15 protein-coding genes are annotated in these 23,767 nt (G+C 63.2%); 11 read left to right on the top strand and 4 right to left on the bottom strand.

The features are described 5' to 3' along the window. From thrA to ACFCU0_RS12540, 4 genes are all read left to right on the top strand, one after another. Positions 1–2,481: bifunctional aspartate kinase/homoserine dehydrogenase I (thrA, locus tag ACFCU0_RS12555; RefSeq protein WP_434974023.1), on the top strand; the 2,481-nt coding region annotated here is incomplete at its 5' end. A 125-nt stretch (positions 2,482–2,606) separates the two neighbouring features. Continuing rightward, complete coding sequence (locus ACFCU0_RS12550; protein WP_434974022.1) at positions 2,607–3,602, top strand: homoserine kinase; 996 nt, start codon at positions 2,607–2,609, stop codon at positions 3,600–3,602. A 1,004-nt stretch (positions 3,603–4,606) separates the two neighbouring features. Further along, positions 4,607–5,914, top strand: a complete 1,308-nt coding sequence (thrC, locus tag ACFCU0_RS12545) for a threonine synthase (protein WP_434974021.1) — start codon at positions 4,607–4,609, stop codon at positions 5,912–5,914. Positions 5,915–6,032: 118 nt separating this feature from the next. Next, a complete protein-coding gene (locus ACFCU0_RS12540; RefSeq protein ID WP_434974020.1) occupies positions 6,033–6,905 on the top strand; it encodes an META domain-containing protein in 873 nt (290 codons plus the stop codon). A 136-nt stretch (positions 6,906–7,041) separates the two neighbouring features. Here ACFCU0_RS12540 and ACFCU0_RS12535 read toward each other — a convergent pair whose 3' ends face one another. Further along, the gene (locus ACFCU0_RS12535; protein WP_434974019.1) at positions 7,042–9,537 is read right to left on the bottom strand and encodes a zinc-dependent metalloprotease; all 2,496 of its coding nucleotides are present in this window, start codon (positions 9,535–9,537) and stop codon (positions 7,042–7,044) included. Positions 9,538–9,814: 277 nt separating this feature from the next. Between ACFCU0_RS12535 and ade the strand changes: the two genes are divergently transcribed. The 7 genes from ade (at position 9,815) to lepB (ending at position 20,854) form a co-directional block, all read left to right on the top strand. Further along, entirely contained in the window at positions 9,815–11,479 is a 1,665-nt protein-coding gene (gene ade / locus ACFCU0_RS12530; RefSeq protein WP_434974018.1) for an adenine deaminase, read from the top strand. Positions 11,480–11,784: 305 nt separating this feature from the next. After that, positions 11,785–15,006: an isoleucine--tRNA ligase gene (ileS, locus tag ACFCU0_RS12525; protein WP_434974017.1), complete on the top strand. Its 3,222-nt coding sequence runs from the start codon at positions 11,785–11,787 to the stop codon at positions 15,004–15,006. A gap of 223 nt (positions 15,007–15,229) precedes the next feature. After that, positions 15,230–15,571: a TraR/DksA family transcriptional regulator gene (locus ACFCU0_RS12520; RefSeq protein WP_434974016.1), complete on the top strand. Its 342-nt coding sequence runs from the start codon at positions 15,230–15,232 to the stop codon at positions 15,569–15,571. A gap of 140 nt (positions 15,572–15,711) precedes the next feature. Further along, complete coding sequence (locus ACFCU0_RS12515) at positions 15,712–16,440, top strand: signal peptidase II (RefSeq protein ID WP_434974015.1); 729 nt, start codon at positions 15,712–15,714, stop codon at positions 16,438–16,440. Positions 16,441–16,658: 218 nt separating this feature from the next. Then, positions 16,659–18,482, top strand: a complete 1,824-nt coding sequence (lepA, locus tag ACFCU0_RS12510) for a translation elongation factor 4 (protein WP_434974014.1) — start codon at positions 16,659–16,661, stop codon at positions 18,480–18,482. A gap of 204 nt (positions 18,483–18,686) precedes the next feature. Beyond that, the gene (locus tag ACFCU0_RS12505) at positions 18,687–19,601 is read left to right on the top strand and encodes a hypothetical protein (RefSeq protein WP_434974013.1); all 915 of its coding nucleotides are present in this window, start codon (positions 18,687–18,689) and stop codon (positions 19,599–19,601) included. 107 nt (positions 19,602–19,708) lie between these two features. After that, the gene (lepB, locus tag ACFCU0_RS12500) at positions 19,709–20,854 is read left to right on the top strand and encodes a signal peptidase I (protein ID WP_434974012.1); all 1,146 of its coding nucleotides are present in this window, start codon (positions 19,709–19,711) and stop codon (positions 20,852–20,854) included. A 94-nt stretch (positions 20,855–20,948) separates the two neighbouring features. On the opposite strand, the gene ACFCU0_RS12495 is transcribed toward lepB, so the two are convergent. The 3 genes from ACFCU0_RS12495 to ACFCU0_RS12485 form a co-directional block, all read right to left on the bottom strand. After that, complete coding sequence (locus ACFCU0_RS12495) at positions 20,949–21,947, bottom strand: L,D-transpeptidase (protein WP_434974011.1); 999 nt, start codon at positions 21,945–21,947, stop codon at positions 20,949–20,951. A gap of 85 nt (positions 21,948–22,032) precedes the next feature. Next, positions 22,033–23,091, bottom strand: a complete 1,059-nt coding sequence (locus tag ACFCU0_RS12490; protein WP_434974010.1) for a potassium channel family protein — start codon at positions 23,089–23,091, stop codon at positions 22,033–22,035. A gap of 55 nt (positions 23,092–23,146) precedes the next feature. Beyond that, a complete protein-coding gene (locus ACFCU0_RS12485) occupies positions 23,147–23,650 on the bottom strand; it encodes a hypothetical protein (RefSeq protein ID WP_434974009.1) in 504 nt (167 codons plus the stop codon). Positions 23,651–23,767 lie beyond the last annotated feature (117 nt).

Genomic DNA, 23,767 nt, shown 5'->3' with positions numbered 1-23,767 from the left:
CCGTCCGCGTGGACGACCTACAAGTTCGGCGGCTCGAGCCTTGCCGACCCGACCTGCGTCCGGCGCGTCCTCGACATCGTTGCCAATCGTCCCGACGGCGAGGGGTCGCTGGCTATGGTCGTGTCGGCCATGAAGGGCGTCACCGATCGCCTGCTGAATCTCGCGACGCAGGCGCCGGACGGCGAGGCATTTGAGGAGGACCTGGCGGCGCTCCGACGCGATCAGCGGGAGGCGGTCACCGAGCTACTCGCCGTGGACCAGGCCGCGCCGCTCCTCCGGCAGCTCGATGCCGACATTGACGACCTCACGGACGTCCTGCGAGCGACGCGCCTGATGCAGACGGCGCCCGAGACGGTGCGCGACCTGGTAGCAGGCTACGGCGAGATCTGGTCGGCCCGGATGCTGGCGCAGTGTCTCCGTGCAGAGGGCCACGACGCCCGGTTCGTCGACGCGCGGGAGGTGATCACCGTCACCCACGGCCAGCTCGGGCCGGTCATCGACTGGGACCGCACCCGCCAGCGGTTCGAACAGGTACGGGCTGGACTCTCGGATGAGGCCGGCGACCCGGACATCCTCGTGATCACCGGATTCATCGCGAAGACGCCTGAAAACGTGCCGACTACACTCGGCCGGAACGGCAGCGACTTCTCCGGTGCCATTTTCGCTGCGCTTCTTGACGCCGAAGAGCTTCAGATCTGGAGCGACGTTAACGGCGTAATGAGCGCCGATCCGCGGTATGTCCCGGATGCGCAGCAGCTGAAGTCGCTGTCGTACGCGGAGGCGATGGAGATGGCGTACTTCGGTGCGCGGATCATTCATCCCCGTACCCTGCAACCGGTGCTGGACCACGACATCCCGGTCACGATCCGTAACACGTTCCGATCCGACCAGCCCGGGACGCGGATCCATCTGGACGGGTCGGCAGGCGACAACGGAGTTGACGACGCCGTCAAGGGGTTTTCAACGGTCGATGATGTCGCGCTGCTGAATCTGGAGGGAACCGGCATGATCGGGGTGCCGGGCATCGCCCGACGTCTCTTCGCTGCGCTGGAGGATGCGGACATTTCCGTGATCGTGATCTCGCAGGGCAGCTCCGAGCATTCGATTTGCTTCGCGGTGCCGGAAGGGCAGGCCGAGCGGGCGCGTCAGGTGACGGAGCAGGCCTTCTATGCCGAGCGGCATCAGGGGCAGGTGCAGGACGTCGAGGTCACCCGCAACTGCAGCATTCTCGCCGTTGTGGGAGATGGCATGTCCGGCACGCCCGGTGTTGCGTCTACGTTCTTTGGCGCGCTCGGCAAGGCCGGGGTGAATGTGCGGGCGATTGCGCAGGGAGCGTCCGAGCGCAACATTTCTGCTGTGGTCGACGGGTCCGATGCGCAGCGGGCCCTTCGCGCGGCCCACGCGGGGTTCTATCTGTCCGCGCAGACGCTGTCGGTGGGCATTGTCGGGGTCGGGAACGTCGGCGCGGCACTACTGGACCAGCTTGCCGCACAGGTCGACCGGCTGCGCACCGAGCGTCGTATCGACGTCCGGATCCGGGGGATCGCCAACACGTCCGGCGTTCTCCTCGATGAGCACAGCATCGACCTTCAGAACTGGCGCCAGGCGCTCGGAGACGTGATCGCCGCGCCGGACCTGGATGCGTTCATCGATCACGTGCGGACGGATTACCACCCGCACACGGCGATCGTCGATTGTACAGCGAGCCGGACGGTGGCCCGCAAGTATACCGAATGGCTCGAGCGGGGCATCCACGTCGTGACGCCGAATAAGCTGGCCAACACGGCGTCGTGGGATCAGTACCGGCGTCTTCAACACCTGACGCGCGGTGCGAACCCGCGCTACCTCTACGAAACGACGGTCGGAGCCGGACTTCCGATTCTTCAGACCCTCCACAACCTCGTTGAAACCGGTGACCGCGTCCATCGGATCGAGGGGATACTCTCAGGCACCCTGTCGTACCTCTTCAACGCGTTCGACGGGAGCCAGACGTTCTCCTCGATTCTTCGGCAGGCCAAGGAGGCCGGTTTCACCGAGCCCGATCCCCGCGACGATCTCTCCGGGATGGACGTGGCACGGAAGGTGGTAATTCTCGCACGGGAAATGGGGTTGCCGCTGGACCTGAGCGACGTCTCGGTCGACGGTCTCGTCCCGGATGCGCTCCGGGATGGGGATGTCGCGTCCTTTCTCGAGCGGCTGCCCGAGCACGACGACCGTATGACCGACATTCTCCGCACGGCGCAGGCGGCCGGAGAGGTGCTGCGCTTCGTCGGTAGTGTGGACCGGGACGGGGAGGCACACGTGCAGCTTCGCCGCTACCCCCAGGATCACGCGTTTGCTCGCATCAACCACACAGATAACATCGTGCGATTCCAGACGGACCGGTATAGCAAGAATCCTCTCATCGTTCAGGGACCCGGCGCCGGCCCGCAGGTAACAGCCGCCGGCGTGTTTGCCGACCTGCTTCGCCTGATCGCGTAAGCCGTCCGGTGGCCCACCCGGCTCGTCTGTAGATCGAGTGCGCAGATCGAGTGCACAGATCGAGGGCGCGCCGCCGATTAATTCTTCGCACCGTCTTTCGTCGCTTCTACGATCCGTCCTGCTCCATGTCGCGATCCCCGTCCGCACCAGCGTCGTCCCTGAACTCGTCGGGTACATCGGAGGTGTGCTCCGTCGACGGGGACGAAGCGACCGTCTATGCGCCGTCGTCGATTGGCAACGTGGCCGTTGGATACGATGTCCTCGGTTGCATTGCAGATGTCGCCGGGGATCGGGTCACGGTCCGGCGTATCGATGAGCCGATCGTTCGCATCGCAGGGATCGAGGGGACGGTGACCGATCTTCCGACGGCGCCGGAGAAGAATACGGCGACGGCCGGTCTCCTCCGGATGATTGATGACCTGAGCCTGGGTTTCGGCTTTGATGTCCATCTAGAGAAAGGCATCCCGCTCGGGTCCGGAATGGGCGGATCCGCGGCATCGGCCGTTGGCTCGGCCTTCGCGGCGAATGCCCTCCTGGACGAGCCGCTCCCCGTGGACCGCGTGTTCACGTATGCGCTCATCGGCGAGGCCGTCGCCAGCGGCGCCATTCACCCCGACAACGTCGCGCCGTGTCTGTATGGCGGCGTCGTCCTGACACGGTCCGTCGACCCGCCAGATGTGATTCATCTGCCCGTGCCCGAGACGGTGCGGTGCGTCCTCGTGCATCCTGACCGGACGGTCGCCACGCGGGATGCCCGGGCGCGACTGCCGGAGCGACTTCCATACGACGACATCGTGCAGCAGACCGCACATATTGCCTCGTTTGTCGCGGGATGCTACCAGGGTGACATAGATCTCATTGGCCGGTCGCTGCGGGACTTCATCGTGGAGCCATACCGGGCGGAGCTCGTACCGGGTTTTTCGTCGGTGAAACGTGCTGCCATGGAGGCGGGCGCGTTAGGCTGCTCGCTCTCCGGTGCGGGCCCCGCATGCTTCGCGTGGGCGCGGGCCGGTGAAGCGGAGGCCGTCCGGGACGTCATGGTCGACGCGTTTACCGCGCGAGACATCCCGGCGAACGCGTGGGTCGTACGTACGGACACCCCTGGCGCGCGACTCGTGTAGGTCGGTGGACCGCACTGCAACGCATCATCCGTCGCGGACCGGTCGCGGGCGAAAGGCTCCTGTGAGAGCGCACGTTTCCGTGGTGAGCGTTTCGCTTTTATTCCGCTCGACTCTCACGCCGGTTCAATCGGTACAGTCCGAGCCCAAGGCCGGCGACCGCGAGGAGGGGCAGCCAGTCGTCGATGGGGACGGGATCGGGAACGGAACAGTCGTTTGAGACCGCGCAGGTCTCCTGACATCCCGGTAGCGATGGGTCGTTGCTGCATTGTCCCGGAGGTGGGGTGGGGTTATCACAACTGCCAGCCCACGGGACATTGCATCTACCCATTGGAACAGGATCGACAGATCCCCAACGTTGAGTATTAGGGTCTCCGTTTGACGGACGTGATGACGACCGGCGGGAACGTCTACTGGGTCGGTCAACACGCTGCGATTGCGATGGCTCCGCCCACGACGGTAGCCCACTGTTCCCGGGATCGTACTGCGCGACGGCGTCCGCAGGGTTGCACAGGAAGAGGGTAAGACCGATTACAACCAGTATCGAGAATGTACGCATGGCGGTTTCCCACAAAGCCACAGAGCGGATCGTTGACGAAAAGAAACACCCGCTTGCGAGAAAAGATCACTGGCTTGTACGACAAAAGATGAAAGAGTCGTCATCTCTCCGGTGATTGGCGGATAATGCCTCAAGAGGCCATTTTATCTTCATATTCCACAGGGTGTGCGTGGCCTCTGGGCGTTGACGAAAAGAAAATTTTAAGATGCATTCCGCCGGGTCCGATCTTTTTCACGCCCCCTATCCGACTGTTGGCCACCTCGTCGACCTTAACCGTCAGGCGGGGACCTGGCAGGCTGATGGGAGCCACGAGATTTGAGGATCAGCGTGTAGGTACCGTGTTTGCCCACCCTCACCCGGCAGACGGGCCGCCGCTGCGCAAACTCTCCGTCCCGTTCGTACGTTACCGTGCACGACGTTCACCCGCGTTCCGACCGACCGTCTGTCCATGAAATACGTTTCGACCCGCAACAGCGATCACAGCGTCTCCCTGTCGGATGCCCTGCAGGATGGTCTGGCACCGGACGGCGGGCTGTACGTCCCGCGTGCCTTTCCGACGATTCCGCCGGAGGTGTTCGAAGACTGCACAACGGCTGAATCGATCGCGGAGCGCATGCTGGAGCCGTTCTTCGACGGCGACGTTCTCGCGCCGGAGGTGCCGGGTATCGTCTCGGACATGTACGGCTTCTCGGTGCCGCTGAAGGACGTTAATCGGCGGACGCGTGTCCTCGAACTCTTCCACGGACCGACGGCCGCCTTCAAGGATGTCGGGGCGCGGTTCCTGGCCAGTTCACTGTCCCGGCTGAACCGGACGGCGACAGAGCCGCTCACCATTCTCGTGGCCACCTCCGGCGATACCGGGGCGGCTGTCGCCGCAGCGTTCTGGAAGAAGCCGAATGTAGAGGTCGTCGTGCTGTATCCGAAAGGACGCGTATCCGACCGGCAGGAAAAGCAGCTCACGGGCTGGGGGGCGAATGTGCAGACGATCGCCGTCCGGGGCGTATTCGACGACTGCCAGCGTCTGGTCAAGGCTGCCTTTCAGAACGACACGTGGCAGAACCGGAAGCGGCTGTCCTCGGCCAACAGCATCAACATCGGTCGGCTGCTCCCGCAGATGACGTATTACGCCGTCGCAAGCCTCCGTATCTGGCGAGAGACGGGCGACCAGGCCAACTTCATCGTGCCCTCCGGCAATCTCGGGAATGCCCTCGCCTGCGTGTACGCACGGAAGAGCGGGCTCCCGATCGGGGAGGTCGTGCTCGCGACGAATGCGAATCGGCCTGTGACCGCCTTTTTCGAAAGCGGGGAGTGGGAGCCGATGGAGACGGTCGAGACGCTCGCAACCGCCATGGACGTGGGGAATCCCAGTAACATGGAGCGGCTGCGTCACCTGTATCCGTCGGTCGACGCCCTGCGATCCTCGATCTCGGCCGCTCGTGTGACGGACGAGGTCATCCGACAACGCATCGCGGCGGGCGAAAACGACTGGGGCGAGATCTGGTGTCCGCATACGGCGACAGCCGTGGAAGTCCGGGAAAAGATGCTGGCGTCGGGCGACGACCGTCCCTGGGTCATCGTGGCGACGGCTCATCCCGCCAAGTTCGACGACATCGTCGATTCGCTGGTCGGCCGCGAGGTACCGGTCCCGGAGGCGCTTGCGGAGGTCATGGAGCGGTCCAGGCCGGCGCCGCAAATCCCGCCGTCGCTCGATGCTCTGGCGGATCAAGTCCTGGACGCGCAGGCGCCGGCTGCTTGACGCATCCGTCCGGCTTCGGCAGCGGGCTCGGATGCTCGCCATTTCCCGACGGCGCGAATGACCCGCACCTCGCCGTTCCGAACCCGTTCATTCCCCGGAATCACTTACCCTGTGTCCCATGTGTACGCGTAGCTTTCTCTTGCTCGCCCTCTCGCTCTTGCTGACGGCGGCCACTGGTTGCGACGACCGGAAGGAGGACGTGTCGGCCCCCGATGGGGAATCGGCCGAGCCTGCGGCAGAAACGGTGTCGGTGGCGGACGGCGCGGACCTGGTTGGGCCCGTTTGGCGACTCGTCCGCTTTCAAGACGGCCGGGTCGCACGCGACACCCTCGAGGACGTCCGCGTGACGGCACAATTCCGTCCCGATGGCAAGGTCGCCGGCCGCGGCGGTTGCAACCGGTATTCCGGCGGGTACGAGGTCTCGGGCGACACGCTCACCGTTGGCGCGATCGCCTCCACGAAGCGGGCGTGCATGGGCCCGGCGATGGACGTGGAGAATCGGTACTTCGCGACGCTCCGGGACATCCGTTCGCATGCGCTGGATGCTGGACGCCTGGATCTCTACGACGAGGAGGGGACCCGGCGACTGACGTTTCACGCTGCCGATGCGGCTCCGGGCCAGGGCATCGATGCGGACCCCGGGTCGAAGGCCGCGGCGGTGTCAGAACCGGACGAAGCGTTTGAGGCGCTGGGTCAGGAGCCGGGATGGCGGGCGGTTGTGACGCGCGACACGATCCGGTATGAGGGCAATTACGGAGAAACGATCGTCGTTTTTCCCACCCCGACGGCGCACACGACCCCCGCGGGCGTCGTTGCGTACGACACGACGGCGAATGATCACACCCTCCGCCTCGTGATTCGGGAGGACGCCTGCACGGATGCGATGAGCGGCAAGCCGTTCTCTCACTCCGTTACCGTTACCGTCGACGGCGAGATGTATCGCGGATGCGGAGAACCGGTCTCCCTCACGAGCCTGACGCGGGACAAGTGATTTCGCTTCCCTATCGCCGGCTACGCCATGCCCGCCGCCGGCGTAATAAAAAACGCCCTGCACCGTCGTTGTGGTAGGTGCAGGGCGCAGTCGTTGTGCGGCCATCGTTCTCGATGACCCGGTATGAGGTTAACCGTTAGCCGGTCGACTCCGGGTTCAGAATGTCGTCGATTCGGGCAAGCACGTCCTGGTAGTGCTGCTCAGTCGCTGTATCGTTGCTGCGACGGAGCGCACGCTGGACGTCGTCCTGTAGGGCTTCGAGCTGGCCGCGGACCGCTGCGCGGATGTCCGATTGCTCGACCGTTACCGGCGTGAGCTGCACGTAATCAGCGTATGCGTCCGGGATGTCGGGGGTGTCTACCGTCTCCGTCATGAGGCTACCCATTTCCTCGAGGTAGCCGCGCTGGAGGTTGCGGCGGAATGCTCCGACGTCGGAGCCGGAGTCGACTTCCGTCCAGACTCCGGTGCGAAGATCCGAGAGCATGTCGTTTAGCCCGTAGGCATCATCCGTTTCGGCGAGGGCGTCGGTCTCGATAAGGCGCGCCATCCGGCGGGGTTCGAGCATCATCTCGACGACGTTCATCTGCGCGTCGCGGATGCGATCCACGGCACCAGCGTGTTCGATGCGACGGAGAATGCTCGTCTCCAGCATCCAGGAGGGGGTTTGAAGGCCTTCTTCCACGAGAAACGACATGGCTTCGCGCTGCCGGTCGCCCGGGACGGGCTCGAAGACGACGCCATCCTGCGTGTACGTCTTTGGCGTATCGTAGACGCCGCCGACGTAGCTTCCGACGTGGCCCATATAGCGCCCCCACTGGTTGAGGACCGCTCCGTAGAGTTCTTCGAGCGTGGCGAAGTCGGCGCCGTCCTTCCGGGTCCATTCGATCAGGTTCGGGAGAATGCGCTTCAGGTTGGCGATGCCGAGGCGGCTTGCCTCGACGGCATCATTGGTGAGGTCCTCGTTCTGCGAACGGGGATCCACCTTCGTGAGCGTCTGACGACCGTAGAAATAGACCGGGTCGCCGGCCTTTTCCCGGATACGGTCATCCCACTTCTGCGCGTCGGCCTCACGGTCGTCAATGCCAAGGTCGCGATAGCCGAACTCCACAGACCACTTGTCGTACTCGCCGACCTTCGGGCCGAACTGCGTGACGCCATCGCCCGGCTGTGCGACGTAGTTGAAGCGGGCATAGTCCATGATCGACGGTGCCGTACCGTGCGTGGACGTGTACGAGGGAGAGCGGAGGCTGTCGACCGGGACGGCGTAGCTTGAGCCCCAGTTGTGCGGCAGACCGATCGTGTGCCCGACCTCGTGCGCCGACACGAAGCGGATGAGCTGCCCCATCACGTCCTCGTCGAAGTTGCGGCCGCGGGCGGACGGGTTGACGGCGGCGGTCTGCACGAGGTACCAGTTCCGCAGCAGGTTCATCACGTTGTGGTACCAGCCGATGTCGCTTTCCAGGATTTCACCGGAGCGCGGGTCGTGCACGTGCGGACCGTACGCGTTCTGCGTCTCCGACGCGAAGTAGCGGATGGTCGAGTATCGAACGTCGTCCGGGTCGAAGTCGGGGTCCTCCTCTGCGGTGGGCGGGTCTTTCGCGATAATAGCGTTCTTGAATCCCGCGCGCTCGAACGCTTTCTGCCAGTCTTCCACGCCCTGCTTCAGGTATGGCCGCCATTTCTCCGGGGTGGCCGGGTCGATGTAGTAAACGATCGGCTCGACCGGTTCCACCAGCTCGCCGTTAGCGTAGGCTTCCGGATCGGACGGCTCCAGGCGCCAGCGTGTGATCACGCACTCCTCGGCGGCTTTCTGCTCATCCGAGCTGTAATCCGTGCGCTCAATCGAGAAATACCCGACACGGTCGTCGCACAGGCGCGGCTGCATCGGCTCTTCGGGGAGGAGCACGAACGAGTGGTTCATGGCCACGCTCAGCGTCCCCGTCGACTCGTTCGACGGCGGATTCTGGGCCTGGTAGGTCAGGACGGTCTCGACATCCGTGTTTTCCGGAAAGCTCTTCACGCCGGTAATGAACGACCGGCTCGCGTCGAGGCGGCGGACCTTGTACTGCTGTCGTGCCTCCTGGGGCAGACCGAGGGCCGGAACGTCGCTCGCGAAGAGATCGGTGGCGTCGATCACGACGCCGGTGCTGTCCTTCGTCAGCGCTTTTACATCGAAGGACTGGATGATCGGCTCGAAGTTCGAATTCTGAACCGCCCGGTAGACGGGGTCCTCTTCGTCGGCGATATTCTCGTAGCTGACAACACGAAGCAGCACCTTGTCGCCGCGCCGCTGCCACCGCAAGACCTGCGTGTTGACCTTCTCGCCTCCGTAGGCGAGTCCGTCCGGGGCCTGCGAAGCCCGCGAGATTGTCAGTATTTCGCGGTCGAGAATCGAGTCCGGGAGGGAGAGGAAGAGCTTTTCCTCATCGAAGTGCGTTGTCATCAACCCTTCGGTGGTCTCCGCGTCGTCGGGAACGACCTCGGAAAAGGGTTTCATGTCGTCCGGGTCGGACGAGGCGGCCGCGGCCGCTTTCTTCGAGGAGGCGTCGGACACCGATCCGGCACCGGCACAGCCCGATATCACGAGCAGACAGGCGCACAGCACGGCGAGTGAGGAGATCGTGCGTTGCACAGGAGGTTGGGGACTGGAGAGGAGTGGTTTGAAAGGCGCACCGACAAGACAGTCGGTACGAGTAAGGGTAACAGGTATGACGTAGAGATGGAAACCGCGCATTTCCGGAAACCGACCGTCCACGACATGGCTCGTAACGGAGATGGAATGTCCGGGTGAGGCTGCGCATTCCATCAAGGAGGCCGGCGCGTGCAGCGCGCGCTGATAGGGTCGAATCTTGACGCCGCGTTTGGTATGCTGCAGGCCCGCCGTTGCGCATCGAATCCCTCTCGCCTGTATGTCTACCTCTTTTTCCCTTCGCGGGCACGTCGTCGATCTCCACAACCGCGACATTCAGCCGTCGGTCGTACACGTTAAGGATGGCCGGATTGTCCGGATCGACGATGTCGACGGGCGCGTGCCGGATCGCTACATCCTGCCGGGATTCGTCGACGCACATGTCCACGTCGAAAGCTCGATGCTGACGCCGTCGGAGTTTGCCCGGGCGGTCGTGACTCACGGCACGGTGGCGACGGTAAGCGACCCGCACGAAATCGCCAACGTGCTCGGTGTGTCGGGCGTTGACTACATGTTATCGGACGGCGCGGACGTGCCGTTCACGTTCGCCTTCGGCGCCCCGTCTTGCGTACCGGCCACCCCGTTCGAGACCAGCGGCGCAGAGCTGGACGCGGAGGCCGTCGCCAGGCTTCTCGACCGGGACGACGTCCCGTATCTGAGCGAAGTCATGAACTACCCCGGCGTCATCGACCGCACGCCGGACTTAATGTCGAAAATCGCCGCTGCGAAACGCCATGGGAAACCGGTCGACGGTCACGCGCCAGGTCTCCGGGGCGACGGCGTCCGGGCGTACGCAGGCGCCGGGGTGGAAACCGACCATGAGTGCGTTTCCATCGACGAGGCGCGGGAGAAGCTGGCTGCCGGGATGAAGATCCTGATACGAGAGGGGTCGGCAGCGAAGAACTTCGATGCGCTCATCCCGCTGATGGCGGAGGCACCGGATCGCCTCATGTTCTGCAGCGACGACAAGCACCCCGATGCCATCGTGGAGGGGCACATCGACGATCTCGTTCGGCGGGCGATCGGCCTCGGGTACGACCGATTCGACGTCCTGCGCGCAGCCTGCATCCACCCGGTTGAGCACTATGGACTGGACGTCGGCCTCCTTCGCGAAGGGGATCCGGGCGACCTGATCGTGGTCCGTGACCTGGAGACATTCGATGTGCTGGAGACCTACGTCCGGGGCGTGCGCGTCGCCTCACGGGGAGAGACCCGGATTCCACGGAAAGAGTCGCCCGTCGTCAATCGGTTTGCGGCATCCCCGGTCGAGGCGGAGGCGTTCCGTGTCGGGTTGCCGAACCCGGACCCGGACCCGTTTCGCCTGCGCGTGATCCAGGCGAGTGACAATCAGCTGGTGACAGGCGAGGGAAAGGTAGAAGCGGCGCTGCGGGATGGTGCGGTTGTAGCAGACCCGTCTCGTGACGTTCTGAAGATCGCCGTCGTGAATCGATACCGGGACGCCGATCCGGCAGTAGCATTCGTCCGCGGGTTCGGCTTACCGGAGGGGGCGATCGCCTCCAGCGTCGCGCACGATTCGCACAACATCGTCGCCGTCGGTGCGAGTGACGAGGCCCTTGCGCGCGCCGTCAACGCCGTCATCGACGCGAAAGGTGGCGTGGCTGCGGTCGGACGAGGCACGACGCGTCTCCTCCCGCTCCCGATCGCCGGCTTGATGAGCGACCGGTCCTACCCCGAGGTGCCCCGCCGCTACACGGCTCTGAGCCGCTTCGTTCAGGAGGATCTCGGCAGTCCGATGGACGCCCCGTTCATGACACTCAGTTTCATGGCGCTGCTCGTGATTCCCAAGCTAAAACTTAGCGACCAAGGCCTTTTCGACGGCGAGAGCTTTGAATTCGTCGGGTTGAGGGTTGAGGATTTACGTTGATTCGTTGGATCGTTGGATCGTTGGATCGTTGGATCGTTGGACCGTTGGATCGTTGGATCCTTCCGGCAGGGCGACGCTCTTCACGAAAGCGCGGTGCAGGGTACGGGGCTCGACGTTCACGATCCGCACGGCCGTCCGTGCCGTGAACCCTGAACTTTGAACCCTGAACCTTGAACCCTGAACGTTGAACCCCGAACGTTCACATTCGATCATATCCAATTTCTATCGGAGGGAAGAACATCGCAGCGCGCGATGCCGTAGCGACTACTTGACCTTTCACTGCTTCCGACGTCCTCCTCTCGCCCATGGCGCCGTTTAACTCGCTTCCATCGTCCCTGCCCGAGCTCGAAGAATCGGTCCTCGACTGGTGGACCGAGAACAGCATTTTCGAGAAGAGCATTACCGAGCGGGACGGACAGCCCGCCTACACGTTCTACGAGGGTCCACCGACGGCGAACGGCCATCCCGGCATTCACCATGTCATGTCACGGGCGATCAAGGACATTTTCTGCCGCTACAAGACGATGCAGGGCTTCCGGGTGGCCCGAAAGGCCGGGTGGGACACCCACGGTCTCCCGGTTGAGATCGAGGTCGAGAAGGAACTTGGCCTGCAGACGCGGGCCGATGTCGAAGAGTACGGCGTCGAAAAGTACAATGCCGCCTGCCGGGAGAGTGTCCTCAAGTATAAGGACGAGTGGGACGAACTCACGGAGCGCATGGGCTACTGGGTCGACCTCGACGACCCGTACGTCACCTACGAGACGGAATACATCGAAAGCGTTTGGTGGCTGCTAAAGCAGATTCACGACAGCGACCTGCTGTATCGCGGCAAGAAAGTGCAGTGGTACAGCCCCGGCTCGCACACCGTGCTGTCCAGCCACGAGGTGAGTCTCGGCTACGAGGAAACGCAGGACCCGAGCGTCTACATCCGTTTCTCCGTCGACGACGAGGAGGACACGTACTTCCTGGCGTGGACGACGACGCCGTGGACGCTGATCTCCAACACGGCGCTCGCCGTCGGCACGGACATCGAATATGCGAAGGTCCGCCACGACGACCCGCACCAGGGCGAGGAGTGCCTGATTCTGGCGACCGACCTGCTCGACAGGGTTCTCGATGAGGACTACGAGGTTGTCGACACCTTCCCCGGTTCCGACCTCGTGGGCCGGACGTATCAGCCCGTCTTTAGCTACTTCACTGACCAGGTGGAGAAGGGCGAGGCGTGGCGCGTCGTGCCGTCGGGCATCGTGTCGACGGACGAGGGAACCGGCGTCGTGCACATGGCGCCCGCCTACGGCGCGGATGATCACGCGGTCGCGCAGCAGGAAGGTCTGCCGCTGTTCAACCCGATCGACACCGACGGCTGCTTCACCGAAGAGGCGACGCTGGTGGCTGGAGAGTGGTTTAAGGACGCGGACAAGCAGATCACGACCGACCTGAAGGAGCGCGGACTGCTATACAAGCACGAGACGTACCTGCACAACTACCCGTTCGACTGGCGCAAAGGGACGCCGCTGATGAGCTATCCGGTAGACAGCTGGTTCATCCGGACAACGGCGCTCAAAGAAAAGATGGTGGAGCGCAACCGGTCGATTAACTGGCAGCCCGAAGGCATTGGCACCGGGCGGTTCGGCGAGTGGCTCGAAAATAACGTGGACTGGGCCCTCAGCCGTCGCCGGTACTGGGGCACGCCGCTACCGATCTGGGTAAATGACGAGGACCCGGACGACTACTTTATCGTCGGATCGATCGACGAGCTCCGTCAACGCTTCGGGGACCAGATCCCGGCCGACGACGAAGACGTCGATCTGCACAGGCCGTTCGTGGACGACTGGACCTGCGAGGCCGAAAATGGCGGCACCTACCGCCGCGTCCCGGACCTGATCGACGTCTGGTTCGACTCCGGGTCGATGCCGTATGCCCAGTGGCACTACCCGTTCGAAAACAAGGAACAGTTCGAAGCGAACTTCCCCGCCGACTTCATCGCCGAGGGCGTTGATCAGACGCGGGGCTGGTTCTATACGCTCCACGCCATCGCCACGCTCGTGATGGACGATGTTGCGTACAAGAACGTCGTCGTCAACGGTCTGGTGCTCGACGAGGACGGCAACAAAATGTCGAAGTCGAAAGGCAACTCGGTCGCCCCGTTTGAGGTGATCGACGAGTACGGCGCGGACGTCGTCCGCTGGTACATGATGAGCAACACCCCGCCGTGGGAGAACATCAAGTTCAGCGAGCGTGGCCTGCGCGACCTCCGGCGGAAGTTCTTCGGAACGCTGGAAAATGTATACAGCTTCTTCGCCACGTACGCCAATATTGACGAGTTCGACGCGAGCGCGGATCGCATTCCCGTGGCGGAGCGGCCCGAGCTGGACCGCTGGATCATCAGCCGGCTCAACACCACGGTCGAAGACGTCGTCTCTGCACTGGACGATTACGACCCGACGACGGCCGCCCGGGCTGTGGAAGGGTTTGTCGAAGAGCTATCGAACTGGTACCTCCGGCGGTCGCGTCGGCGTTTCTGGAGCGCCAAGCGGGACAATGGCGCCCATGGGGAAGCCGTCGCGCCGGAGAACAAGCAAGCCGCCTATCAGACCGTCTACGAGTGCCTGCTGGCGACGGCGAAATTGATGAGTCCGGTCGCCCCGTTCTTCGGGGAGAAGCTCTACCGCGAACTGTCCAGCGAAACCGTCAGCGACGTCGTCGAGAGCGTTCACCTGGCCGAGTTTCCGGAGGTCGACGCGTCCGAGCGGGACGACGCCCTCGAGCACCGGATGGGGCTGGCCCGTACGATCTCGTCGGTCGTGCTGAGCCTGCGGAATCAGGCAGAAATCAACGTTCGTCAGCCGCTGCCACGCATTCTGGTGGTAACCGGCACCGGCGTCGAAAAATCCGTCGTCGACGATGTGTCCGACATCATTCTTGACGAGGTCAATGTGAAAGACATCCAGTACGTCGATCACACGAGCGACGTTGTGCGCCGCTCCGCGAAGCCCAACTTCAGCCGTTTGGGCCCGCGTCTCGGTGCGAAAATGAAGCCGGTCAACCAGAAGGTGCGCCAGCTCGACGACGACGCGATCAGCACGTACATCGATACGGGCTCCGTCGTGTTGGAGGTCGACGGCGAAGAGATCGAGCTGGGGCCGAAGGACCTCGAGATCACGAGTGAAGGGATCGAGGGCTGGCTGGTCGAGCAGCGGGCCGGGGTCACGGTCGCACTCGACACTCACATCAGTGAGGCGTTGCTCCAGGAGGGACTGGCGCGAGAGAGCGTCAAGCGGATTCAGAACCTCCGCAAAGACGCCGGTTTCGACGTCACCGACCGGATTGAGATCGACTACCGCGGCTCCGATCGAATCCAGGGCGCGATCGATCAGTGGGCCGACTGGATTCGGAACGAGACCCTTGCTCTGGAGTTGCAGCCGTCCGAACAGCCGGAGGGCGAGGCCGTGGAGACGTTCGACATTGGAGAAGAGCAGCTCACGGTTGCGGTCCGACGGGCCGGTACACCGTCCTCCACGTCCTGACGCGAGCTCCACGGGGGATGTGGTTGCCGATGGGCGTTCTCCGATCGACCACTTTTTCGGATCGATCTTCGTTTCTGACCGACATCCGTGAGGCGCATTCATTATGGCGAAAAAGGAGTCTCAACCGACCAACGGGAATTCCTCAGAGGCGCCCCCACCGGGGGCCGATGACCGCGAAACGCCCTTCTCCGAAGAAGAGCTCGAGCACTTCCGCGGTCTCATCATGAAACGACGTCGCGCCGCCCGCGAAGACATCGAACGTATGCGCGGTCAGATCGACGAGGCGCGCGAGCAGGCCAGCGATAACACGGCCTATTCGTTTCACATGGCCGACGCCGGCACGGATGCGATGGAGCGGGAAAAACTGTATCTGATGATCGCCCGCCAGCAGAAATACATCGGATATCTCGACCGTGCCCTCGAGCGGATCGACAACGAGACGTACGGTATCTGCAAAGTGACCGGCGAGCCGATCGCGAAAGAGCGGCTGGAGGCCGTCCCACATACGGAAATCTCCATCGCGGCGAAGCAGCAGCAAAAGAAGAAGGAGAAGCAGAACGGGTAAGCCGGATTCCGATCCGTCGGTTGGCGGCACCGGGGGATGCACCGCCCGACGGCCGCACGCGCAGGCCGGGCGGCGGAGGCGTTCGACGCCGCTAACCTGCACGGCCCGCCCGTGTCGTTCATGCACTGATTTTGAAGCACATGAGAGTACTCTGGCTGTCCGGGCTCGTCGTTGTCCTCGACCAGCTCACGAAAGCAGCGGTTCTTGAATACATGTATCGCGGCCAGTCGATTCCCATTGTGGGGGACTGGCTCAAGTTCACCTTCACCGAGAACCCGGGCATGGCGTTCGGGATACAGGTCGGCCCGAAAGGGACGGTGACGGTGCTTGCCCTTCTGGCGATGGGGCTCGTGGCGTACTACTTCTATCATGTCCGCCACAGCTATCTCCCCTACCGCCTAAGCCTTGCCTTTATCTTCGGCGGCGCCATCGGCAACATCATCGACCGGGTGTTCTACGGCTCGCTTCTCGGTTACGGCGAGCTGTTTCAGGGGAAGGTCGTCGACTTTATCCACGTCAGCGTTTGGAAGGGGTGGATCCCTGAAGCCGTCCCCGTCTACGGCGGTGCGTACATTGACCTGTTCCCCATCTGGAACGTCGCGGACATGGCGATTGTCGGTGGTGTGATCGGCGTTCTCACGTTCCACCACACCTTTCACGAGCGCGAGCGCCTTCGCCTCCGCCGGGCTTCGATGCGGATCGCCTCGGTCGAGCCGGCACGTGTAGACTTCGCCCTCCCGCCCCTTCGTGCGCACGTTCCGCATGGGCTGCACAACGGCAACGGCACGTCCACGTCGTCGCCGAACCGGTCTTCGGAATCGGTCCCGGAGATGGCCGACGCGTCCGACCGGACGTCCGCGACCGCGTGATGCGATCTGCAGGACCCACCCCCGACGGTCCACCCCGACGATCCAGTCTGTGACGTAGGGGACACGTCTTTTCGCACAGTTCCCACGGTTTCGGGACGTGCTGTTGTCGAACGCCGCACGCTGTCGTGCGTGTAACACATCCTGCAAAAATGGCGGTCTCGGCGCACACCGCTAGCCCGTCGTCCCTCGCGAGCATCCCTCAGGTTTCCGCATCGCTCATGCCTGATCAGTCGAACATCCGCAATTTCTGCATCATTGCCCACATCGATCACGGCAAGAGTACGCTCGCCGATCGCCTGCTCGAACGCACGGGGACGATCAGCGAGCGGGATATGCAGGAGCAGACGCTCGATGATATGGACCTCGAGCGCGAGCGTGGCATTACGATCAAGAGCCACGCCGTGCGGATGACGTACGAGGCGAAGGACGGGGAGGAGTACATCTTCAACCTGATCGATACGCCCGGACACGTCGACTTCACCTACGAGGTGTCGCGTGCCCTGAAAGCGTGCGAAGGCGTGATCCTGCTTGTTGATGCGGCCCAGGGCATTGAGGCGCAGACCATCTCGAATCTCTATCTCGCGCTTGAGCAGGACCTGGAGATCATCCCGGTGCTGAACAAGGTGGACCTGCCGGTCGCCCAGCCGGACGTGATCGCGCAGTCGCTGGAAGACCTCATCGGCGAGCCGGCGGAAGACATTCTGGCCGTGAGCGCCAAGACCGGCACCGGCGTGGACGACCTGCTGGAGATGATCATCGATCGCGTCCCTCCGCCCTCCGGCGACCCCGACGCCCCGCTCCGGGCGCTCATCTTCGATTCCGTGTACGATTCCTACCGCGGATCGGTCGTGTATGCCCGCATTTTCGACGGGACGCTCTCGCAGGGCGAGGGCATGGAGTTTATGTCGAATAAGAAACGGTATGACGCAGAAGAACTCGGCACGCTCCGCCTCGGGCGGCAAAAGGTCGACAAGCTGTCGGCCGGGGACGTCGGTTACATCATCGGCTCGGTGAAAGACGTGCAGGACACGCGCGTCGGTGATACGATCACGACGGAGAAGAACGGGGCCACGGAGCCGATTCCCGGCTTCAAAGAGGTGAAGCCGATGGTATTCAGCGGCATTTATCCGACGGATACCGACGACTTCGAAGATCTGCGCAGCGCACTGGACAAGCTCCAGCTCAACGACGCGTCGCTGACCTACGAGCCGGAAACGTCGGCAGCCCTCGGATACGGCTTCCGCGTCGGTTTCCTCGGGCTGCTCCACATGGAGATTATTCAGGAGCGCCTGGACCGAGAGTTCGGCCTCGACATCATCACCACCGTGCCGAACGTGGAGTACCGCGTTAAGGTGAGCAAACCGGGGGAAAAAGACGACGGAGACATCGTCACGGTCGATAATCCCGAAGAGATGCCGCATTACGGCGACATCGACGAGGTTTACGAGCCGTACATCCGGGCGGACATCATCACGCCGAGCGACTACATCGGCAACCTGATTCAGCTCTGCGAGGACCGCCGCGGCGAGTACGTCGAACAACGGTGGCTGGACACCGAGCGCGTCAGTCTCGTCTACGAGTTGCCGCTTGCCGAAATCGTCTTCGACTTTTACGATACGCTGAAGAGCGTCAGCCGCGGATACGCCTCCTTCGACTACGAGTTTATCGAGTACCGGGAGAGCGACCTCGTCAAGCTTACGATTCTCATCAACGAGGATCCGGTGGATGCGCTGTCGACCATCGTTCACCGCGACTCGGCGTACGAGATCGGTCGAAAGCTGACGAAGAAGCTAAAAGAACTCATCCCGAAGCAGATGTTCGAGGTGCCGGTGCAGGCGTCGATCGGCCGCCGCGTCGTGGCCCGCGAAACGATTCGCGCACAGAAAAAGAACGTGACGGCGAAGTGCTACGGCGGCGACATCACCCGGAAGCGGAAGCTCTGGGAGAAGCAGAAGCAGGGGAAGAAACGCATGAAGCAGGTTGGCAGCGTCGACGTGCCACAGGAGGCGTTTCTCGCCGTGCTGTCGATGAACGACAACTAACGTTCCCCCCGACTGCCGGCCGGGTCGGGCCGCTGGGCGCCCGGGAAGGCCGGGCTGTTGAATCCGGGTACACTCCTTGATGTAACGAACCCTGCGCCCGATCTTGAAGGGCGTTGCCGCGGGCGGTCGTACCGCGAATCCCAATCGCCACCGCTCGAGTATACACTTCCTGGCTTTCCCGTGGTCTTTTCCCCTCGCCTGCCGATGATTCCCCCCGTTCGTTCTTCGGCGTTTCTGCTTCCGATCCTGTGTCTCGCTTTTTTCGGGATGCCGGTCGACACCCACGCCCAGCAGATCTCCTCGGATGGGTCCACGGCACCGGTCCGGACGGCGACGTACAGCGGAGACGCTGAGCGTCCGACAGATACGTCGCCGACACTCGTGGAGCGGTATCAGCGTGCCCGCCTCCAGATGCTTGCCGAGCGGATGCAGCGCGAGACCCAGGGTCGCGTCGCCATTGCAGGTCCCGAGCGCTTTCGCGTACCGTCGGATTCGCTGCGTCCCGGTGCGTCGGGGGGCGAGAAGGCATCGTCGCCGGCTCCCTCGTTCCCCGTGTCCCGGGTGCGTGCGGTTCGGAAGCTGGAGCGGGGATGGTATCGAGACCGCTTTTCGGAAACCCGGTGGTCCTTCCTCGGGGCCGGGCGGCACTTCACGCCAATCGACACGACGCTGACCCGCCGGCTTCGTGCCCAGCTTCAGGCCCACTACGGCGATCCGACACAGGTGCTGGCCGACTTCAACCTGCGAAAGCCGCGCGACGAGTACGTCCAGTTCGAATACTGGCTCGTTGTAAACGACTCCATCCCCGTCAAAATCAGCGATGCCAACGGAGCCCGCGATCGCGGGCTGATCGTCGCTACTTCTGCGAAATACCGAGATGACCTGTTTGCCCTTCGCCAGGCCGTACTCGAGCCGGCGCTCCGCGCGAGGCCCGCGCCGTACGTCGATTATTATTTTGAAAGCGAGACACGCCGCTGGTATCGTACGGGGTACGACGGGTCCACCTACTTCCTGGACCCGATCTCCCGATATCGAACGACGCCCGGACAGCGTCCCCGGCTTGATGCCCGACGCTCGGCACCGGCCGACCCCGGCGCATCGTCCGCCAGCACGCGGTGAGTCGCTCGCGTTCGTTTCCATACGAACCGAAGGAGCAGACGCGTTCGGATGAGGCGTCGTCCCGCCGCTCTGCGTGTCCCTTTTTCCACTGATCCCGGCTTCCAACTTTGCCCTCGACCAATACCTCCGACGCTCGCGTGCGTACCCGCGCCTCCGACGAAGAGCGCCCGGACGCACGACCCGAGAAAAGTTCGCTCCGCCAGTGGGTGGAGGCGTTCGGGTTCGCCCTCGTCGTCGTTCTCGTCCTGCGGGTGTTTATCTTCGCGCTGTTTACGATTCCGACGCCGTCAATGGAGCGAAATCTCCTCGTGGGAGACTATCTCTACGTGTCGAAGCTGCATTACGGGCCGCGCATGCCTATGTCCGTCGGGATTCCGTTCGTTCAATCGTGGTCCGTCCCCGGCATCGAGTTTCCCTACACCCGGCTTCCGGGCTTCGGCGCCGTTGAACGCGGCGATGCGATCGTGTTTAACTATCCTCCCGACGACGGTCCGATCGACCGGCGGATGCATTACATCAAGCGCGTGATGGGGATGCCGGGTGACTCCATCAGCGTGCGGGAAAAAGTGGTTCACATCAACGATCAGGCGTACCCGCTCGGCCACGGCATGCAGCAGAACTGGCTCGTGACGAAAGAAAACGCGCGGTACCAGATTCCGCGCCCGCGGCGGGAAGAACTCAACATCTCGTCGATCCAGCCGACGTCGGACGCGCGGACCGTCCGCATGACCGCGACTCCGTCTGCGATTCAGGCCATCTCCGAGCTGCCGTGGATCGAACAGATCCGGCCGGAGATAACATCCCAGCCGCAGGCTACGCTGTACCCTGGCGATCGGGGTTACTCGCGCGACAACTACGGTCCGGTCTTCATTCCCGGAGAGGGCACCACCGTGGAGCTGACGGCCGACAACTGGGCCGTTTACGGGCCCGTAATCGATCGCTACGAGAACCGGAACGCGCGGCAGATGACGGACTCGACGTTCGCGATTGACGGGCAGGAAACGACGACCTACACGTTCCGGCAGAACTACTACTTCGTGATGGGCGACAACCGGGACAACTCGCAGGACAGCCGCTTCTGGGGCTATGTGCCCGAAGATCACATCGTCGGCAAAGCCATCGTGACGTACTTCTCCCGGTCGCCGTCGAGCGTGGTACCTCGTTTCGGTCGCATCCTGCGCCCGATTGACGACGTCAGCGTATTTCGAGAGACGTCGGTGCTTCAGCAGATCCCGGCAACGGTGGCACCGTAACGGATTCTGCATTCGTCTCGCGTCGTGCATGCTTCACGCGCCGCGGGGGACGGGCTGTTTAAGCGTTCGCGGCTCGTACGCCCCGTGATGACGCTCAGCGCGATGCACGCTGTTTGCGTATGCGATCCCACATTTCCTGCTGCGGCGTGCCCGGTTCCACGCTGTACGGATCCGTCGGCAGCGAGACGCGCTTCAGGACCGGATAGCGGCGCTTCTCAACGAACGGGTTGGGGTGGTGCTCCGGCGGATCTTCGCCGAGGACGAGCACCGTCGTGCCGGGGGACTGAATGCGTCCCTGTCCGCTGCCCGGCCCAATGTGTCCACGGGTCGTCTGCCAGGGATCGGCCCAGTTGTAGATCCATTTCGCGTCGGCGTCGACGAGCCGGACGCAGCCGTGGCTCGTCGGGCCGCCCGTGGGCATTGCGTACTGATGCACGTGGATGCCACGGGCCGCGTGGAAGTTGAAGACCCAGAACATCTCCCACTCCTCGCCGGGTGGGCTGAGGGTGGACACGCGCTGCTCCTGCTTCCAGTTAAAATTAAAGCGCCCGTTCGGCGTGGCCGTCGAGTCCGGATTCCCGGTATTCACGATGCCCCACCGTTGCAGGGTGCCGTATTCGTACGCGGCGAAGGCCTGAATCGTCTTGTGGATGATAAAGACCTTGTTGTGGTCTCGGGCGCCCGGGTAGTAGCGTGGGAACGGGGAGTAGGCGCGGAAGTCGAGGCCGTATTCGGTCGGGACGACGAGCGTATCGCCGAGAGAGACGTTCTCCAGCGTCACGCGATTGAGGAGCTCGACGAGCTGGGCGCGCTGGTGCCCGAGTTTCATGTCGCCGTCCCCGAGGCGGGAGTAGAGGCGATTCCGGGCCATGACGCTGTTGCCGCTTGGGTCGTCGTACACCATGTACTCGTAGTAGACCTCCGGCAGCGCGTCGAGCGAGCTGGCTCGCCGCGTCAAAATATTTTCCAGCTCATACTGGTCGAAGTACCCCTGCGCGGATGCCGGCGTGGGGAGGAGGAGGGCGGCGAGCAGAGCGGCCGCGAGCGCGGAGGGGAGGCGCCGGAGCAGACGGGGAGAGCAGGTCCTGGTCATACGGGCAAGCGGAGTCTGATGCGCAAAACAACGATCGTGCGTACCCGGACGAGGGAGGGCAGTTTCCGGGGGGAGGGCCACGCCGTCAGTCGGGCGGCATGCAGCCTTTCTCTCGGAGCGTCCGGATCATGTCCGGATCACCGAGGACGATGAGGATGTCGCCCTCCTGGATGCGAGCAGCCGGATCCGGGTTAAAGCGCATCATGTCGCCTTCGCTCTGGTCGATCATGCCGATGACGATCGCGTCGTACTGCTGGCGGAAATTGCTTTCCGCGAGGGTCTGTCCGGCGAGCGAGGCGTCCGGCATGACCTCCACTTCGTCGATCTGGAGGCTGAGAGCACCGGCCCGGAGAACGCGCTCAAGAAACTGATCGACGTTCGGGCGGAGAATCACCTGCGCCATCCGGTCGGCGCCGACCTCGCTCGGGGCGATGACCTTGTCCGCTCCGGCGTGCAGAAGCTTCGATCGGTTGCGGTGGTCAATCGTTCGTGCGAGGATGAATACGTTCGGATTCATCTCCCGGGCCGTCAGCGTGACGAACACATTCGAGCTGTCCTCGGGAAGAGCGAGAATGAGGCCGAACGCCCGATCGATTCCAGCCTTTCGCAGGGTGTCCTCGTCCTCGGCATTGCCCTGCACGTACAGCCGCTCATCCTCCTGACACTGTTCGATCTCCTCGTCCGCCTGGTCGATCACGACGAACTCTCGCTGTGCGTGCTCGAGGTCTTCTGCGAGTCGCTGTCCGACCCGCCCGTATCCGCAGACGATGTAGTGATTCTCGAGGTCGTTGATCTTCTTCATTTTCTGTCGTTCGCGAAGTCGGTCGCTGGCGAGGAGAAGCTGGGCGGACCGGGCGGCGACGAAGGTGACGATACCGATCCCGGTCAGGGCAATGAAGATCGTAAAGAAGCGGCCGACGTCGGAAAGCGGCCGAACTTCTGCAAACCCGATCGTGGTCAGCGTGATGAACGTCATGAACAGGCCGTCCATCCACGGCCATCCCTCGATCACGCGATATCCGGAGGTCCCGACCGCGATGACGACAAAGAGCGTCGTCGTCGCCAGGAGGATCTCCCTGCGCGATTGGTCCAGGCGGACGTACCAGGTACGCAGGCGCTCGGTGGGATTGCCGAAAAGGCTCATCGGTGGGTGGGCCGTGGATACGCACGCGAACACGCGAAGAGAGGGTGCCAGCGGTCTACGCTGCCGTCGGAATCTGGAACACGCGTGCGTGCCAGGCCGCACCTGCCGGTTGTTCGAACTCGCCATCGCGGAGCGCACCGAGCGTCGTGATACTCGGGTCGAACACCGGTGTGGATGTGTCCACGCGGTTATCCGATACGTGCTGTCGGAAATCGGCTCGCGAGACGGAGTGGACGAGGCCCTCGACGTCTCGATACAGCACATCAAGCGGGGATGCCCACGCGATGCCGAGGTCGCTGGCCACCTCATCGACCGCGTGCACGGAGGCATCGATGCCACAACCGCTGACGTCGCCGTCGGCCACTGTGGCGGCGAGGATCACAAACCGATCGTCTTGAATCGCCGCTCGCGCCTGGACCGGGCGATTGTGTGATGTCCAGCTGTCCATGAATCCCTCGAGACGATCGAGGACTTCGGACTGCTCGGCTTCCGATAGCGGATCGGCGGCCGTGTAGATCCACAACCGTGCTTTGTCCGGCAACTCGGGAAACGTGGACATGGAAGGGAGAAGCGTCGGTGACAGAATTGTCGAAGCCGCGGATGGCACAGCTATGTACGACCAACTCCACGGCGCGTTTGTTCGGATCCGGGTTGCGGTGGTGATCGCAAGCGGCCT

The organism is Longibacter sp., assembly GCF_051155795.1.
Lineage (GTDB): Bacteria > Bacteroidota > Rhodothermia > Rhodothermales > Salinibacteraceae > Longibacter.
The sequence above is the reverse complement of the archived record's forward strand: the minus strand, read 5'-3'. Positions and strand labels throughout refer to the sequence as shown.